Here is an 18,198-nt window from a genome sequence, read left to right on the forward strand (position 1 = left end):
GCCTCATAAACGCTTCGAGGAAACGCCATGCCAGCCTATCGCTCCAGAACCACCACCCACGGCCGCAACATGGCCGGTGCCCGCGGCCTGTGGCGCGCCACCGGCATGAAGGACGGCGACTTCGGCAAGCCGATCATCGCCGTGGTCAATTCCTTCACCCAGTTCGTGCCGGGCCACGTGCACCTGAAGGACCTCGGCCAGCTGGTCGCCCGCGAGATCGAGGCATCCGGCGGCGTCGCCAAGGAATTCAACACCATCGCGGTCGATGACGGTATCGCCATGGGCCATGACGGCATGCTCTACTCGCTGCCCTCGCGCGAGATCATCGCCGACTCGGTCGAATACATGGTCAACGCCCATTGCGCCGACGCCATGGTCTGCATTTCCAACTGCGACAAGATCACGCCCGGCATGCTGATGGCCTCGCTGCGCCTCAACATCCCCACCATCTTCGTCTCCGGCGGCCCGATGGAAGCCGGCAAGGTTCTCCTGTCCGACGGCAAGATCCATGCGCTCGACCTGGTGGACGCCATGGTGGCTGCGGCCGACGACAAGATGTCGGACGAGGACGTCCAGACCATCGAGCGCTCCGCCTGCCCGACCTGCGGCTCCTGCTCCGGCATGTTCACGGCCAATTCCATGAACTGTCTGACGGAAGCCCTCGGCCTCTCCCTGCCCGGCAACGGCTCGACGCTCGCCACGCATTCGGATCGCGAAAAGCTGTTTCTGGAAGCCGGCCGCACCATCGTCGGCCTGACCAAGCGCTACTACGAGCAGGACGACGAAACCGCCCTGCCGCGCACGATCGCCTCCAAGGGCGCCTTCGAGAACGCCATGGCACTCGACATCGCCATGGGGGGCTCCACCAACACCGTCCTTCACATTCTTGCGGCCGCCCATGAAGGCGAGATCGACTTCAACCTCGACGATATCGACCGCCTGTCGCGCAAGGTACCCTGCCTCTCCAAGGTGGCGCCGGCCAAGGCCGACGTTCACATGGAAGACGTGCACCGCGCTGGCGGCATCATGGCCATCCTCGGCGAACTCAACCGCGCCGGTCTCATCAATGCCGATCTGCCGACGGTCCATGCAAAGACGCTCGGCGACGCGCTGTCGCAATGGGATATCGCCGTTACCGACAATCCGGCCGCTCTCGAACTCTTCTCGGCCGCGCCCGGCGGCGTGCCGACGCAGGTCGCCTTCAGCCAGAGCGCCCGATGGAAGGAACTCGATTTCGACCGTGAAAGGGGCGTCATCCGCGATGCCCAGCACCCCTTCTCCAAGGATGGCGGCCTTGCCGTGCTCAAGGGCAACATCGCGCTCGACGGCTGCATCGTGAAGACGGCCGGCGTGGACGAGTCGATCCTGAAATTCTCCGGCCCGGCCCGCGTCTTCGAAAGCCAGGACGCCTCCGTCAAGGCGATCCTGTCCAATCAGGTCGTGGCCGGCGACGTCGTCGTCATCCGCTACGAAGGCCCCAAGGGCGGCCCCGGCATGCAGGAAATGCTCTATCCCACCAGCTACCTGAAGTCGAAAGGCCTCGGCAAAGCATGCGCGCTCATCACCGATGGCCGCTTCTCGGGCGGCACGTCGGGCCTCTCCATAGGCCATGTCTCGCCGGAAGCGGCGAATGGCGGCATGATCGGGCTGGTGCGCGAAGGCGACATGATCGACATCGACATTCCCAACCGCACGATTTCGCTGCGCGTGTCGGAAGACGAACTGGCACTGCGCCGCACCGAGCAGGACGCTAATGGCTGGAAGCCGACCGAGCAGCGCAAGCGCAAGGTGACGACGGCCCTGAAGGCCTATGCCGCCTTCGCAACGTCCGCCGACAAGGGCGCCGTGCGCATCCTGCCGGAATAACCGGCACAGCCGGGCCTGCAACGCACCGCAGGCCCGGATCCCTCTTCGGGGACATCCTGTTCGCCCGCCATGCGGGCAGATCCTATATGAAATTCACAGCTTACAAACCGGTGGACAGAGCCGCCTCGGCGGATGGCCCATGCGCCAGCGCGATGACAGGCTCATAGCCGACCTGCCGATTTTTCAGCCTTGCTTTATTTCGTTGCATTGCACACAGTCCCTCCGTGATGGCCACCATCCGTCATCGAGGGGACCGCATGTCGATTAAAGCCAGCATCTACCATCTGACGCATTATACCTATGACCGGCCAGTCCGCCTCGGCCCGCAAGTGATCCGGCTCAAGCCGGCCCCGCATTCCAAGACGAAGGTGCTCAGCCACTCCCTGAAAGTGACGCCCGCCAATCACTTCGTGACGCTGCAGCAGGATCCCTATGGCAGCTATCTCGCGCGCTACGTCTTTCCCGACCCGGTGACCGAATTCAAGATTGAGGTCGATCTCGTCGCCGATATGACGGTCTACAATCCGTTCGACTTCTTCGTGGAAGAGAGCGCCGAGACCTGGCCGTTCGAGTATCCCGAGGACATTCGCGAAGACCTTGCCATCTATAGCCAGCCCGAGCCGGCCGGCCCGGCCTTGCAGGCCTATCTCGACGGCCTCGACCGGACGCCGATGAACACGGTGGATTTCGTCGTCGGCATCAACATGCGCCTGCAACAGGCCGTCAACTACGTCATCCGCATGGAGCCCGGCGTGCAGACGCCCGAGGAAACGCTGACCAAGGCGCTCGGCTCGTGTCGCGACTCCAGCTGGCTTCTCGTCCAGATCCTGCGCCATCTCGGTCTCGCCGCCCGCTTCGTATCCGGCTACCTCATCCAGCTCGCCCCGGACCTGAAGGCCCTCGACGGACCGTCCGGCACCGAGGTCGATTTCACCGACCTGCACGCCTGGTGCGAGGTCTATCTTCCCGGCGCCGGCTGGGTCGGGCTCGATCCGACCTCCGGGCTCCTGACCGGCGAAAGTCATATCCCGCTGTCGGCAACGCCGCATTACCGCAACGCCGCACCGATTTCCGGCGGCTTTGCCGGCGATCCCGACACGAAGACCGAATTCGCCTTCGAGATGCGGGTGGACCGCGTCGCCGAGCATCCGCGCATCACCAAGCCGTTTTCCGACGAGAGCTGGGACGCACTGAACGCGCTCGGCCACGAGGTCGATGCAGCCCTCACCGCCAACGATGTCCGCCTGACCATGGGCGGCGAGCCGACCTTCGTATCGATCGACGACTTCGAATCCGGCGAATGGAACACGGACGCCGTGGGGCCGACCAAGCGCGAAAAGGCCGACGACCTGATCCGGCGCCTGCGCGAGCGCTTTGCACCCGGCGGCTTCCTGCATTACGGTCAGGGCAAGTGGTATCCCGGCGAAAGCCTGCCGCGCTGGACCTTCTCGCTCTACTGGCGCCGCGACGGCGTGCCGATCTGGCGCAATCCCGATCTCGTCGCGCGCGAGGATGTCGACACCAAGGCAGGACCGGAAGAGGCCGAAAAGCTTCTGACCGGCATTGCCGTCGCGCTGGGCATCGAGCCGGACATGGTTCTGCCGGCCTATGAGGATCCGGCCGAATGGATCATCAAGGAAGGCAGCCTGCCGGAGAACGTCGATCCCTCGAACTCCAGGCTGAAGGATGCCGAGGAGCGCAGCCGTATCGCCCGCGTCTTCGAACGCGGCCTGACGGTTCCCACCGGCTTCGTTCTGCCGGTGCAGGCATGGAACGCTCAGGCCGCAGGCGGCCAACCGGCGGGGCGCCGCTGGATGAGCGAGCGCTGGCGCACGCGCCGCGGCAAGATCTTCCTGGTGCCGGGCGACAGCCCTGTCGGCTACCGCATCCCGCTCGGTGCCCTGCCCTACATCCCGCCATCGCAGTTCCCCTATATCCACGAGGCGGATCCCTCGATACCCCGCACCGCCCTGCCGGACTTTCCGGTCGGCCCGAGCCGTGCTGCCGGTGTCACCGAGAAGTTCGGTGAGAAAACCGAGCCGAAACCGGACCGGGCGATGGCGGAGGCATCCTTCCAGGCGGCCGAAGCCCAGCAGGACCGCAACGAGCAGGTGCTCGCCGAAATCGGCGGCGCCGTGCGCACGGCCATGACAGTCGAGCCCCAGAACGGCCGCCTCTGCATCTTCATGCCGCCGGTCGAGCGGATCGAGGACTATCTCGACCTGATCGCCGCGGCCGAAACCGCTGCCAGCGACCTTGGCCTCGCCGTTCACATCGAAGGCTATGCGCCGCCGCATGACGAACGCGTCAACGTCATGCGCGTCGCGCCCGATCCCGGCGTCATCGAGGTCAACGTGCACCCGGCGGCAAACTGGCAGGAATGCGTCGACATTACCTCTGTCATCTACGAGGAAGCGCGCCAGTCGCGGCTTGGCGCCGACAAGTTCATGATCGACGGCCGGCACACCGGCACCGGCGGCGGCAACCATGTGGTGGTCGGCGGGCGCAACCCGAACGACAGCCCCTTCCTGCGCCGCCCCGACCTGTTGAAGAGCCTCGTCCTGCACTGGCAGCGGCATCCGTCGCTCTCCTACCTGTTTTCCGGCATGTTCATCGGCCCGACCAGCCAGGCGCCGCGCATCGACGAGGCGCGTCACGACAGTCTCTACGAACTCGAAACCGCCATGGCGCAGGTGCCGCTGCCCGGAGAGGGACCGGCTCCCTTGCCGTGGCTGACCGACCGCCTGTTCCGCAACCTGCTGACGGACGTCACCGGCAACACGCACCGCTCGGAAATCTGCATCGACAAGCTGTTCTCCCCGGACGGCCCGACCGGTCGTCTCGGTCTCGTCGAGTTTCGCGGCTTCGAAATGCCGCCGAATGCGCGCATGTCGCTTGCCCAGCAGCTTCTGGTCCGCGCGCTCATCGCCCGCTTCTGGCAAAACCCGGCCGATGGCAGGCTGGTGCGCTGGGGCACAACCCTGCATGACCGCTTCATGCTGCCGCACCATGTCTGGGCCGATTTCCTCGACGTGCTGGCAGACCTGCGCGCCAACGGCTTCGACTTCCGCCCCGAATGGTTCGAGGCGCAGCTGGAGTTCAGGTTCCCCTTCTGCGGCGAAGTCACCTACGAGGGCACGAAGCTCGAACTGCGGCAGGCGCTAGAGCCCTGGAACGTCATGGGCGAGCAGGGCGCGATCGGCGGCACCGTGCGTTATGTCGACAGCTCCGTGGAGCGCCTGCAGGTTCGCTTTGAGACCGCCAATCCCGGCCGCTACACGGTCGCCTGCAACGGCCGCCCCGTGCCGCTGACCCCGACCGGCGTCAACGGCGTCTCGGTGGCCGGCGTACGCTACAAGGCATGGCAGCCGGCAGCCGGCTTGCACCCCGTGCTCCCGGTCAACACGCCGCTGACCTTCGACGTCTACGACACCTGGTCGCGCCGCTCGATCGGCGGCTGCATCTACCACGTCGCCCATCCCGGCGGCCGGAATTACGATACGTTCCCGGTGAACGGCAACGAGGCCGAGGCACGACGCTTGGCGCGGTTCGAGCCTTGGGGCCACACGGCCGGCGGCTATGCTCTGACGCCGGAAACCCCGTCGCCGGAGTTCCCCTTCACGCTCGACCTGCGTCGGCCGGCGGGACTGTAGGACGACATGACACAGAAGCCGACGGCCGGGACCATCAAGGAGGAAGCGGTCGGGACGAACGCTGGAATTCCGAAACGGGCTGGCAACCCGGTCGCGGACTATCGCGCCCTGCCGGGCATCGCCGACGAGATGATGGATGCCGCGGGCAATGTGCGCCCCGTCTGGCAGCATCTCGTCTCGGCCATCGGCCGCATGGACGAGGCGGAGCTTGCCAACCGTTTCGCCCGGGCCGACCGCTATCTCCGCGACGCCGGCGTCTTCTACCGCGCCTACGGCACCAAGGAGAACTCCGAACGCAGCTGGCCGCTGTCGCACATCCCGGTCCTGATCGCCGAGCGCGAATGGGAAGAGCTGTCGCGGGGCCTGATCCAGCGTGCGAACCTGCTGGAGCGGATCGCCGCCGACATCTACGGGCCGAACACGCTCGTCAACGAAGGCTTCCTGCCGCCGGCTCTGGTGGCCGGAAACACCGAGTTCCTGCGTCCCATGGTCGGCGTACAGCCGGCAGATGGCAACTTCCTGCATTTCGTCTCGTTCGAGATCGGCCGCGGCCCGGACGGAAACTGGTGGGTGCTGGCCGACCGTACGGAGGCGCCCTCCGGCGCCGGCTTCGCGCTGGAAAACCGGGTCGCGACCACGCGCGCCTTTTCCGACATCTATGCCGAAACCCATGTCCACCGTCTCGCCCGCTTCTTCGTCGCCTTCCGCGATGCGCTGCAAATGCGCAAACGCTCGCCGGATGACCGCATTGCCGTGCTGACGCCGGGTCTCGCCAACGAGACCTATTTCGAGCACGCCTATATCGCCCGCTATCTCGGCTTCATGCTGCTGGAGGGCGAGGACCTGACGGTGGTGGACGGGCGCGTGATGGTGCGCACCGTCGCCGGCCTGAAGCCGATCGGCATTCTCTGGCGCCGTCTGGACTCCTCCTTCGCCGACCCGTTGGAGCTCAACCAGCGCTCCCACATCGGCACCCCCGGCCTGCTGGCGGCGTTGCGCTCCGGCACCGTCTCCATCGTCAACGCGCTGGGCTCCGGCATTCTGGAAACACGCGCCTTCCTCGCCTTTATGCCGACGATCTGCCATCATCTGCTCGGCGAAGAGCTGCTGCTGCCGAGCATCGCCACATGGTGGTGCGGGCAGAAGCCCGAGCGCGAGCAGGTGGCCCGCAACATCGAGAAGATGGTCATCGGACCCGCCTATTCCACGCGTCCCTTCTTCGACGACAATGGCCAATCCGTCCTCGGATCGTCGATGCGAGAAAACGCCAAGCTCTCGATCCGCGACTGGCTGGCAAACGAGGGCCAGAAGCTGGTGGGTCAGGAGGTCGTGACGCTGTCCACGACCCCGGCCTGGGTGGATGGCAAGCTGACGCCGCGCCCGATGAGCCTGCGCGTCTATCTTGCCCGTACGCGAAATGGCTGGCAGGTCATGCCCGGCGGCTTCGCCCGGATTTCCAGCGGCGCGGACGCTGCCGCCATCGCCATGCAGGCCGGCGGCTCAGCCGCCGACGTCTGGATCGTCAGCGATCGTCCTGTCGAGCGCACCACACTCCTCACCTCCGACGAAACCTTTATCCGCACCATGCCCGGCAGCCTGCCGAGCCGGGCTGCGGACAACCTGTTCTGGCTCGGTCGCTATATCGAGCGCTCGGAAGGCGCGCTGCGCATCCTGCGCGCCTGGCACGGGCGCTTTGCCGAAAACGCCAACAGCGAAATGCCGCTGCTGAAGGACGTTTCGGAATATCTGAAGGTGCTCGACATCGACTCGGCGCAGCCGGTTCCCGACAGTCTCGTCGCGAACATCGACAGCGCGCTCTATTCGGCGAGCAATATCCGCGACCGCTTCTCGGCCGATGGCTGGCTGGCGCTGAACGATCTGTCGAAAACGGTGCGCAAGTTCCGCGCGACGGTGGAGGCCGGCGACGACGCGACGCACGCGATGACCATCCTGCTGCGCAAGCTCGCGGGCTTTGCCGGTCTCGTGCACGAAAACATGTACCGCTTCACCGGCTGGCGCTTCCTGTCGATCGGCCGCTATCTTGAGCGCGGCATGCACATGACCCGCCTGCTCGGCCATATGTCCGGCCGGGATGCGCCGGACGGCGCGCTCGACATGCTGCTGGAGATCGGCGACAGCGTCATGACCCATCGCCGCCGCTACAACGTGAACACCGCACCTTTGACGGTCACCGACCTCCTGGCGCTCGATCCGCTCAACCCGCGCTCCATTCTCTACCAGCTGAACGAAATCCGCGCCGAGGTCGAGCAACTGCCGAACGCTTACCAGAACGGCCAGATGTCGCCCTTCTACCGCGAGGCGGTGCGCCTGCATTCGGGTCTCGCGGTGATGACGCCCGAAGGCATGACGAGCGAGGTCTACGAGCACCTCGAGAAGGAGATGGAACGCTTCTCCGACATTCTCGCCCAGACCTATCTGAGCTGATCGCGCGCGATCCGAGCTGTCCGATGCTTTTGTGACACTGCCGCTTTTAGAATGCGCAGACACGTCAAACAGGGCATAGAGTCGGGACGGACCAGACCGCGGGGGATCCATGCTCTACGATATCAGCCTCAAGATCACCTATAGCTACGAGATCCCTGTTTCCGGCGGACGCCACATCGTGCGCGTGCTGCCGCTGTCCCTGCCGTCGCGCCAGCGTCTGGTGGCGGGCACCGTCACCTGCACGCCGGTGCCCGAAGAGCGAACCGACATGCTCGATTTCTTTCAGAACCCCTCGACGTCGATCCTCTTTCGCAAGCTTCACGACGAGTTGGTCATTCATATGAAGGCGCGGGTCCAGCTGGATGCCGCGATGCCGACCGCAGATTTCTCGCCTGACCTCGCGGCCTTTCCCGCAGAGATCGGTGCCGTCTGGTCGCTCGATCCGGGGTCCCCCCACCATTTCCTGGCACCGAGCCCGCGCCTTGCCGAGGATCCGACGATCGCGGCCTATGCCCGGGGAATGGTCAAGCCCGGAATGACCGTTCGCGAGATCGCCGGCCTGATGTGCGAGAGGATCTACAAGGACTTCACCTACGACCCCAAGGCGACGTCGGTCGACAGCACGCCGATCGAGGCCTTCCGGCTGAAGAAGGGCGTCTGCCAGGACTTCGCGCATATCATGATCGTTGCGCTGCGCGCACTCGGCATTCCCGCCGGCTATGTCAGCGGCTTCTTGCGCACGCTGCCGCCACCGGGCAAGGAGCGGCTGGAAGGTGCCGACGCCATGCATGCCTGGGTCCGCGTCTGGTGCGGCAAGATGCTGGGCTGGGTGGAGCTCGACCCCACCAACAATGTACCCGCCGGCACGGACCACATCGTCGTCGGTCATGGCCGCGACTATTCCGATGTCGCGCCGGTTATCGGCGTCCTCAAGAGCTATGGCAGCCACAAGACGGACCAGGCCGTCGATGTCGTCCCGGTTTCCTGACGGTCTTCTTTTCGCTCACCTGTCCTGTTCTGCATCACCTGTCCGCCATGCGGAACAGGTTCCTGCCGGAAATCCTGCCTTGTCCGTAAAAGTTTAATCTCTCTTGTAAGCGGTCACCAACGAACCCCTGATATCGAAGCAACAAGATGGGCTTCAGCGATATCGCGAAGCGGACCGTGGGCGCAGGAGCGGAACATGAGGCGAGTTTTTGGCATGATCGGGCGTTGCATGGAAGATCGGGGCGGCAACATCGCGCTGATGGCGGCCGTAGCGCTTCCCGTGGTTCTCTTCGGCGCCGGCGTGGCGATCGACACCACCAACATCGTGCTCCAGAAAAGCCGCCTCCAGGCGGCGGTGGACAGCGGCGCTCTTGCCGCCGCCTCCGGCCTTGCCAACAAACATATGAGCGTGGACGAGGCCCGCAAAACAGCGCGCGACTATGTGGTCATGGCCATGCGGAACACCAGTTCCAGCGCGATAGAGGTCGGCACGCCCGCGGCGGCGGAAGCCCTGTTAAAGCAGGCGGCGGCGGATAAGCTGCTGATCGACAACACATCGGTCACGATCGAGCCGAAGACCCTCCAGACGGGCGCGAAGGGCTACGACATCAGCGTCAAATCCAACCTGTCCATCGACCTCAATGCCATGACGCGCCTCATGAGCGGCAACGGCATCAGCCTGTCGGCCACCGGCAAGTCGGAAGGCGTCTCGGACACCAAGAACGCCCTGTCGATGGTGCTCGTCCTCGATCGATCCGGCTCGATGGCCTGGAAGACCGATACCAAAGACATCTCGACCAATGGCTGCTACATCTACGAGGAGGCCTATTGGCCCTACGCGAAGTGGAGCACGCCCTGCTACGTCTCGAAGATCGCGACGCTCAAAAAGGCCGTGAACAGCCTGCTGACCCAGCTGAAGGCCGCCGACCCGACCTCGATCTATGTGAGAACTTCCGCAGTCTCCTACAACAACGCGCAGGATGCAGCCGGCGTGCTTGCCTGGGGAACGGCCGGCACGGGAACCTACGTCAATACCCTCGTGGCAGAGGGAGGAACGGATTCGAGCGACGCTTTCACCTCTGCCTACAGGGACCTGTCGGGAAATACAGAGACGAAGGCCCATGCGCAGAAGACCGGGGCGACACCGACCAAGTACATCGTCTTCATGACGGATGGCGAGAACAATTTCTATCAGAACAGAACCGGCGACAGTCAGGCGGCGCGATCCGACGCGACCACGAAGTTCTATTGCGACAAGGCCCGCGACGACGGCATTAAGGTCTTCACTGTCGCCTTCAAGGCACCCAAGCGCGGCCAGGATCTCTTGCAGGGCTGCGCCACGGACCCGACCTATTACTTCCAGGCCGAAAAGAGCGAGGATCTCGTCGCAGCCTTCAAGACGATCGGCGACAAGGCCAGCAACCTCATGGTCCGGCTGACGCAGTAAACCGACATCGACGTCACCTCTTTCAAACCCGCGCGACCTGTTCGCGCGGGTTTTCGCCGTTGCAGATCATCCGGCCGCAGCACGCGGCCGACGGCGATAGGGCACGGGAAAAACAGGCGCGGCGGCGGATAGGTCGGAAGCGGCGGCGATGAAGCCTTGCGCCACCGAGCACGCGCCTGCCGCCCGGCGGCTTCATTTTACATCCTCTTGAAAACACTTATTGCAAGCGCTTCGTATCGGTGCATACATTGCTGGAATTCTCCGTCGGCATGCGCCTTCGGTGGTGTCGGAACAACGTCCAAAAGGGTAGCCCGGATCCATGGTCAGCCGTATCTCAAATGAGAAAATTCCGAACGCCGCGCGCCGCGAGTCGAGCGCCGACATTCTGGCGCAGGAGATCATCGAGCGCCTGACCTACCGCATCGGCAAGGACCCGAAGGTCGCCAAGCCGCATGACTGGCTGACGGCCGCGATCCTGGTCGTGCGCGACCGCATCACTGACAACTGGATGGAGTCCACCCGAAAGGCCTACACCGACAGTTCCAAGCGCGTTTACTACCTGTCGCTCGAGTTCCTGATCGGCCGCCTGATGCGCGATGCCGTCACCAATATCGGCCTGATGGACGAGTTGAAGGAAGCGCTCGCCTCCTTCGGCGTCGATATCGACGTGGTCGCCGAACTGGAGCCTGACGCCGCACTCGGCAATGGCGGCCTCGGCCGGCTTGCCGCCTGTTTCATGGAGAGCATGGCAAGCGTCGACATCCCGGCCTATGGCTACGGCATCCGCTACGTACACGGCCTCTTCCGCCAGCAGATGGCGGACGGCTGGCAGGTGGAGCTGCCGGAAACCTGGCTGGCGCACGGCAACCCCTGGGAGTTCGAGCGCCGCGAAAGCTCCTATGAGATCGGCTTCGGCGGATCGGTCGAGACAGTCAATATCGACGAAGAACTGACGCGCTACGTCTGGAAACCGGCCGAGCGCGTCATCGCCACGGCCTGCGACACGCCCGTCGTCGGCTGGCGCGGCAAACGCACCAACACGCTGCGCCTCTGGAGCGCGCATCCGATCGACCCCATCCTGCTCGACGCCTTCAATGCCGGCGACCACATCGGCGCGCTGCGCGAAAGCAACAAGGCCGAAGCGCTCGCCCGCGTTCTCTACCCGGCCGACGCGACGCCGGCCGGACAGGAGCTGCGTCTGCGCCAGGAGTTCTTCTTCTCCTCCGCCTCGCTGCAGGACATCCTGCGCCGCCACCTCCAGCAGTATCCGGACTTCACCTCCCTGCCGGACAAGGTCGCCATCCAGCTGAACGACACGCACCCTGCCGTGTCGGTCGCCGAACTGGTACGCCTGCTGACGGACGTCCACGGCGTCGATTTCGACACGGCCTGGGATCTCTCCCGCCGCACTTTCTCCTACACCAACCATACGCTGCTGCCGGAAGCTCTGGAAACCTGGCCCGTGCCGCTGTTCGAGCGTCTGCTGCCACGGCATATGCAGATCATCTACGCGATCAACGCGAAGATCCTGCTCGAGGCCCGCAAGCTGACGGATTACAGCGACCAGCAGGTGCGCAACATCTCGCTGATCGACGAAAGCGGCGACCGCCGCGTGCGCATGGGCAACCTCGCCTTTGTCGGCTCGCACTCGATCAATGGCGTTTCCGCGCTACACACGGATCTCATGAAGATCACCGTCTTCGCCGATCTGCACAAACTCTACCCCAAGCGCATCAACAACAAGACCAACGGCATTACCCCGCGCCGCTGGCTGATGCAGTGCAATCCGGAACTGTTTTCGCTGATCCGCGAGACGATCGGCGACGACTTCATGGATGACGCCGAGGCCTTGAAGGCACTCGATCCGCATGCCGACAACGCCGTTTTCCAGGATCGTTTCGCGGCCATCAAGCGCAACAACAAGGTGCGGCTCGCTCAGCTCGTCCAAAGCCGGATGGGTATCCGCATCGACCCGTCGGCCATGTTCGACATCCAGATCAAGCGTATCCACGAATACAAGCGCCAGCTTCTGAACATCATCGAAGCGATCTCGCTCTACGACCAGATCCGCTCGCATCCCGAGCTCGACTGGGTTCCACGCGTAAAGCTCTTCGCAGGCAAGGCGGCGCCGAGCTATCACAATGCCAAGCTCATCATCAAGCTGGCGAACGACGTGGCCCGCGTGATCAACAACGACCCGGCGGTGCGCGGTCTGCTGAAGGTGGTGTTCATTCCGAACTACAACGTCTCGCTGGCAGAAATCATGGTGCCTGCTGCAGACCTATCGGAGCAGATTTCGACCGCCGGCATGGAAGCGTCTGGAACCGGGAACATGAAGTTCGCGTTGAATGGTGCGCTGACCATCGGCACGCTGGACGGGGCCAATGTTGAAATGCGCGACTGCGTCGGTGAGGAGAACATCAAGATTTTCGGGATGACCGCGGAAGAAGTATCCAACCTGCGCCAGGAAGGTCACGAACCACGGGCCGTGATCGAGGCGTCGCGCGAGCTTTCGCAGGCACTCCAGGCGATAGCGTCCGGCGTGTTCTCGCCAGATGACCGCAACCGCTTTTCCGGCCTGATCGATGGCATCTATTCACACGACTGGTTCATGGTCGCGGCCGACTTCGATGCTTATGCCAAGGCGCAGCGCGAAGTAGATGCGATCTGGACCAATCCCAGCCAATGGTACGGCAAGACCATCCGCAACACCGCACGGATGGGCTGGTTCTCATCCGATCGGACGATTCGGCAGTATGCCGATGAGATTTGGAGAGCCGGATGACCTCCGAGCTGAAAGAGGCCTCGTCGCCGGCACGTCTGCCGGATGACGAGGTAGCAGCCTTCATCGAGGGTACGCATACCAATCCGTTTGCAAGCCTCGGGCCTCATGCGGTCGGCAAGGACGTCGTCGTCCGATGTTTTCTACCGGGCGCCACACACGTCTCGGTCGAGACTCTGTCCGGCAAGGACCTCGGCACATTGGCGCTTCGCCATGAAGCGGGTTTCTTCGAAGGCACGGTGAACCTGCGCAAGGTGCAGCCGGTACGCTACAAGGCCGAGAATGAAGGCGGATGCTGGACGGTCACCGACCCGTACAGCTTCGGCCCCGTTCTCGGGCCGATGGACGATTACTACATTCGCGAGGGCTCACACCTTCGCCTGTTCGACAAGCTCGGCGCCCACCCGGTCCGCCATGAAGGTGTCGATGGCTTCCACTTCGCCGTCTGGGCGCCGAATGCGCGGCGCGTTTCGGTCGTGGGCGCCTTCAATGCCTGGGATGGGCGTCGCCACGTCATGCGGCTGCGTCTCGACACCGGCATCTGGGAAATCTTCATTCCCGACGTCCCCGCGGGAACACCGTACAAGTACGAAATCGTCGGTTCGGACGGCCAGTTGCAGCCGCTGAAGGCCGATCCGTTTGCCCGCCGATCGGAACTAAGGCCCGAAACGGCGTCGGTCACCACGTCCGAGATCGCACAGGACTGGGAAGACCAGGCGCATCGCGCGCACTGGGCCTCGGCCGATCCGCGCCGCCAGCCGATCTCCATCTACGAAGTGCATGCCGGCTCGTGGCAGCGCGGCGATAATGGCGCGTTCCTGAGCTGGGACGAGATGGCCGCCCGGCTGATCCCCTATTGTGTGGACATGGGCTTCACCCATATCGAATTCCTGCCAATCAGCGAATTCCCCTACGATCCCTCCTGGGGCTATCAGACGACAGGCCTCTATGCGCCGACGGCCCGCTTCGGCGAGCCGGAGGGCTTTGCGCGGTTCGTCAATGGCGCCCACAAGGTCGGCCTTGGTGTCATCCTCGACTGGGTACCCGCCCATTTCCCGGTCGATGCGCATGGGTTGCGCAACTTCGACGGCACCGCCCTCTACGAACACGAGGACCCACGCCAGGGTTTCCACCCTGACTGGAACACGGCGATCTACAATTTCGGCCGAGCCGAGGTCTTTGCCTATCTCGTCAATAACGCCCTCTACTGGGCCGAGAAATTCCACCTCGACGGGCTGCGCGTCGATGCGGTCGCGTCCATGCTCTACCTCGACTATTCCCGCAAGCACGGCGAATGGGTTCCGAACGAATATGGCGGCAACGAGAACCTCGATGCGGTGCGCTTCCTGCAGACGATGAACAAGGAGGTCTACGGCAGCCACCCCGGCATCCTGACCATTGCGGAGGAGAGCACCTCCTGGCCGGGCGTCTCTGCGCCCGTTCACACCGGGGGCCTGGGTTTTGGGTTCAAGTGGAACATGGGCTTCATGCACGACACGCTGCAATATCTTGCACGTGACGCGATCCATCGGAAGCATCACCATAACGACCTGACCTTCGGCCTCGTCTACGCCTTCAGCGAGAATTTCGTACTGCCGCTCTCCCATGACGAAGTGGTGCACGGCAAGGGATCGCTCGTGGCGAAGATGCCCGGCGACGACTGGCAGAAATTCGCCAATCTTCGGGCCTATTACGGCTTCATGTGGGGATATCCCGGCAAGAAGCTGCTATTCATGGGTCAGGAGTTCGCTCAGTGGGCGGAATGGTCGGAGGAGCGCGGGCTCGACTGGAACCTGCTCGAATATCCCCTGCATCAGGGCATGCGCCGCCTGATCCGCGACCTGAACGGCACCTACCGCAACAAGCAGGCGCTGCATGCACGCGACTGCGAGGGCGAAGGTTTCGAGTGGCTGATCGCCGACGACAGCGACAATTCGGTCTTTGCTTGGCTGCGCAAGGCGCCGGGTCAGAAGGCTGTCGCCGTCATCTCGAACTTCACCCCCGTCTACCGCGAGGTCTACTCGATCCCGCTGCCGAGTGAAGGCCGCTGGCGCGAGATCGTCAATACCGATGCCGAGATCTACGGCGGCAGCGGCAAGGGCAATGGCGGCGTGGTTCATGCCGTGCGCACCGCATCTGGCGAGATCCGGGCGAACCTCACATTGCCCCCGCTCGCCACGCTGATGCTGGAGCAGGACTGAAAACCGACGAGGCCGGGCATCCGGCCGAGACGAAAGCATAATAATGCCGGTCGGCCCGTTTGAGAGGGCGGGCAGACCGGCCAAGAGACCGCAAAATCGGGAGGATATCATGGAAAAACGCATACAGCCGCTGGCACGCGATGCCATGGCTTACGTTCTGGCCGGTGGCCGCGGAAGCCGTCTGAAGGAACTGACGGACCGTCGCGCCAAGCCCGCCGTCTACTTCGGTGGCAAGGCGCGCATCATCGATTTCGCGCTGTCGAACGCGATGAACTCGGGTATCCGCCGCATCGGCGTCGCGACGCAGTACAAGGCGCATTCGCTGATCCGCCACCTGCAAAACGGCTGGAACTTCTTCAGGCCCGAGCGAAACGAAAGCTTCGACATCCTGCCCGCCTCCCAGCGCGTCTCGGAAACACAGTGGTACGAGGGCACGGCCGATGCCGTCTACCAGAACATCGACATCATCGAGGACCACGGCGTCGAGTATATGGTCATCCTGGCGGGCGACCATATCTACAAGATGGACTACGAGCTGATGCTTCAGCAGCACGTGGACAGTGGCGCCGACGTCACCATCGGCTGCCTGGAAGTGCCGCGCATGGAAGCGACCGGCTTTGGCGTCATGCATGTGGACGATAAGGACCGTATCATCGCCTTCGTCGAGAAGCCGTCCGACCCGCCGGGCATCCCCGGCAATCCGGAGATGGCGCTGGCGTCCATGGGCATCTACGTGTTCCACACGAAATTCCTGATGGACATCCTGCGCCGCGATGCGGCCGATCCGACCTCCAGCCGCGACTTCGGCAAGGACATCATTCCCTACATCGTGCAGCACGGCAAGGCGATCGCCCACCGCTTCAACGAGTCCTGCGTACGCTCGGATTTCGAGCGTGAGGCCTATTGGCGCGACGTCGGCACGATCGATGCCTACTGGCAGGCCAATATCGACCTGACGCATGTCACGCCGGAACTCGACATCTACGACAGCACCTGGCCCATCTGGACCTTCGCCGAAATCAAGCCGCCGGCAAAGTTCGTCCATGACGACGAGAATCGCCGCGGTTCGGCCACCTCCTCGCTGGTCTCGGGCGACTGCATCATCTCCGGCGCGTCTCTCAATCGCAGCATGCTCTTCACCGGCGTCCGCGTGAACTCGTTCTCCCGCCTCGACGGCGCGGTCATCCTCCCGAGCGTGAAGATCGGTCGCCACGCGCAGTTGAAGAACGTCGTCATCGACAGCCGTGTCGTCATTCCGGAAGGTCTCGTCGTCGGCGAGGATCCGGACCTCGACGCCAAGCGGTTCCGTCGCTCGGAAAACGGCATCTGCCTGATTACACAGCCGATGATCGACAAGCTGGGACTGTGAGGACGATGAACGTCCTTTCGGTCGCCTCCGAAGTCTTTCCGCTGATCAAGACCGGCGGCCTTGCCGACGTCGCGGGGGCTTTGCCCGCGGCGCTCAAGCCCCATGGCATCCGCATGCGCACGCTGCTGCCCGGCTATCCCGCCGTGATGGCGAAAATCGGAGAGACGACAAGGCTCGACGGCATCGACACGCTGTTCGGCCACCCCGCCGCGATTCTGGCTGCCGAACATGACGGTCTCGACCTTCTAGTGCTCGACGCGCCTGCGCTGTTCGACCGGCCAGGCGGGCCCTATCTCGACACCCAAGGGCTGGACCACACCGACAATTTCCGCCGCTTTGCCGCCTTGTCGCTGGCGGCAGCCGAGATCGCGCGCGGGATCTTGCCCGAATGGACGCCGGACCTTGTCCATTGCCATGACTGGCAGGCGGCACTCGCCCCGGTCTATATGCAGCATGGCGGTGCCGCCCATGTCCCGACCGTGCTGACCATCCACAATATCGCCTTTCGCGGCCAGTTTTCCGCCAGCACCTTTCCGGAACTCGCCCTCCCTTGGGGCGCCTTCTCGGTGCAGGGCGTCGAATATTACGGCGATGTCTCCTTCCTCAAGGGCGGCCTGATGGCGGCAACGGCCATCACCACCGTCAGCCCCTCCTATGCGCAGGAAATTCTGACCCCCGAATTCGGCATGGGCCTGCAAGGCGTTCTTGCCAGCCGCATTGCCGACCTGCATGGAATCGTCAACGGCATCGATACGGATGTATGGGACCCCGCCGCCGATCCGCACATCGCCGCAAACTATGCTTCAGCCAGCCTGAAGAAGCGGGCGGCCAACCGCGATGCCCTGCGCGAGCGCTTCGGCCTCGTGGCGACAGACGGTCCGCTCTTCTGCGTCGTCAGCCGGTTGACCGACCAGAAGGGCATGGACGTGCTCGCCGGTGTCGTGAACATGATCGTCGGGAATGGCGGTACGCTGGCCGTCCTCGGCTCTGGCGATCCGGCGCTCGAAGCCGCCTTCCGAACCGCGGCCGCCGTGCATCCCGGTCGCGTCGGCATCGTTGTCGGCTACGACGAACCGCTGTCGCACCTCATGCAGGCCGGCGCAGATGCCATCCTCGTGCCGTCACGCTTCGAGCCCTGCGGCCTGACACAGCTTTACGGCCTGCGCTATGGCTGCGTGCCGGTGGTCGCCCGCACCGGTGGCCTTGCCGACACGATCATCGATGCCAACGAGGCGGCGGTGGCGGCAAATGTTGCCACCGGCTTCCTCTTCTCCCCCGTCTCAGAGGAAAGCCTTCGGCTGGCACTCCGCCGCGTCTTTTCCCTGTGGCGCCAGCCAAAAATCTGGGCGCGCCTGCAAGCGCGCGGTATGAAATCCGATGTCTCCTGGGATATGAGTGCCACGCGCTATGCCGCGCTTTATGCCGGTCTTCTTGCGAAAGGTTGAATC

Annotated in this window: 9 protein-coding genes; all 9 read left to right on the top strand. The window is 63.9% G+C overall.

Features of this window, described 5'->3' with window-relative positions:
• Window positions 1-27 precede the first annotated feature (27 nt).
• Complete coding sequence (ilvD, locus tag GA0004734_RS00935; RefSeq protein ID WP_092930408.1) at window positions 28-1,866, top strand: dihydroxy-acid dehydratase; 1,839 nt, start codon at window positions 28-30, stop codon at window positions 1,864-1,866.
• A 257-nt stretch (window positions 1,867-2,123) separates the two neighbouring features.
• On the top strand, window positions 2,124-5,519 hold the full coding sequence (locus tag GA0004734_RS00940; RefSeq protein ID WP_092930410.1) for a transglutaminase family protein: 3,396 nt from the start codon (window positions 2,124-2,126) through the stop codon (window positions 5,517-5,519).
• Between the two features lie 6 nt (window positions 5,520-5,525).
• Entirely contained in the window at window positions 5,526-7,964 is a 2,439-nt protein-coding gene (locus tag GA0004734_RS00945) for a circularly permuted type 2 ATP-grasp protein (RefSeq protein WP_092930412.1), read from the top strand.
• A gap of 109 nt (window positions 7,965-8,073) precedes the next feature.
• Window positions 8,074-8,952 (top strand): transglutaminase family protein, encoded by an 879-nt coding sequence (locus GA0004734_RS00950; protein WP_092930414.1) that lies wholly within the window; start codon window positions 8,074-8,076, stop codon window positions 8,950-8,952.
• 213 nt (window positions 8,953-9,165) lie between these two features.
• On the top strand, window positions 9,166-10,398 hold the full coding sequence (locus GA0004734_RS00955) for a vWA domain-containing protein (RefSeq protein WP_092930416.1): 1,233 nt from the start codon (window positions 9,166-9,168) through the stop codon (window positions 10,396-10,398).
• A 319-nt stretch (window positions 10,399-10,717) separates the two neighbouring features.
• Complete coding sequence (locus GA0004734_RS00960; protein WP_092930418.1) at window positions 10,718-13,183, top strand: glycogen/starch/alpha-glucan phosphorylase; 2,466 nt, start codon at window positions 10,718-10,720, stop codon at window positions 13,181-13,183.
• A complete protein-coding gene (glgB, locus tag GA0004734_RS00965; protein ID WP_092930420.1) occupies window positions 13,180-15,381 on the top strand; it encodes a 1,4-alpha-glucan branching protein GlgB in 2,202 nt (733 codons plus the stop codon). Before GA0004734_RS00960 ends, glgB begins: the two co-directional genes overlap by 4 nt.
• 106 nt (window positions 15,382-15,487) lie before the next feature.
• Window positions 15,488-16,750 carry a glucose-1-phosphate adenylyltransferase gene (glgC, locus tag GA0004734_RS00970; RefSeq protein WP_092935724.1) on the top strand — a complete coding sequence of 421 codons (1,263 nt, stop codon included), beginning with the start codon at window positions 15,488-15,490 and terminating at the stop codon, window positions 16,748-16,750.
• 5 nt (window positions 16,751-16,755) lie between these two features.
• Window positions 16,756-18,195 carry a glycogen synthase GlgA gene (gene glgA / locus GA0004734_RS00975; protein WP_092930422.1) on the top strand — a complete coding sequence of 480 codons (1,440 nt, stop codon included), beginning with the start codon at window positions 16,756-16,758 and terminating at the stop codon, window positions 18,193-18,195.
• The last annotated feature ends 3 nt before the right edge of the window (window positions 18,196-18,198 follow it).

This window comes from Rhizobium sp. 9140 (assembly GCF_900067135.1).
Classification (GTDB): Bacteria; Pseudomonadota; Alphaproteobacteria; order Rhizobiales; family Rhizobiaceae; genus Ferranicluibacter.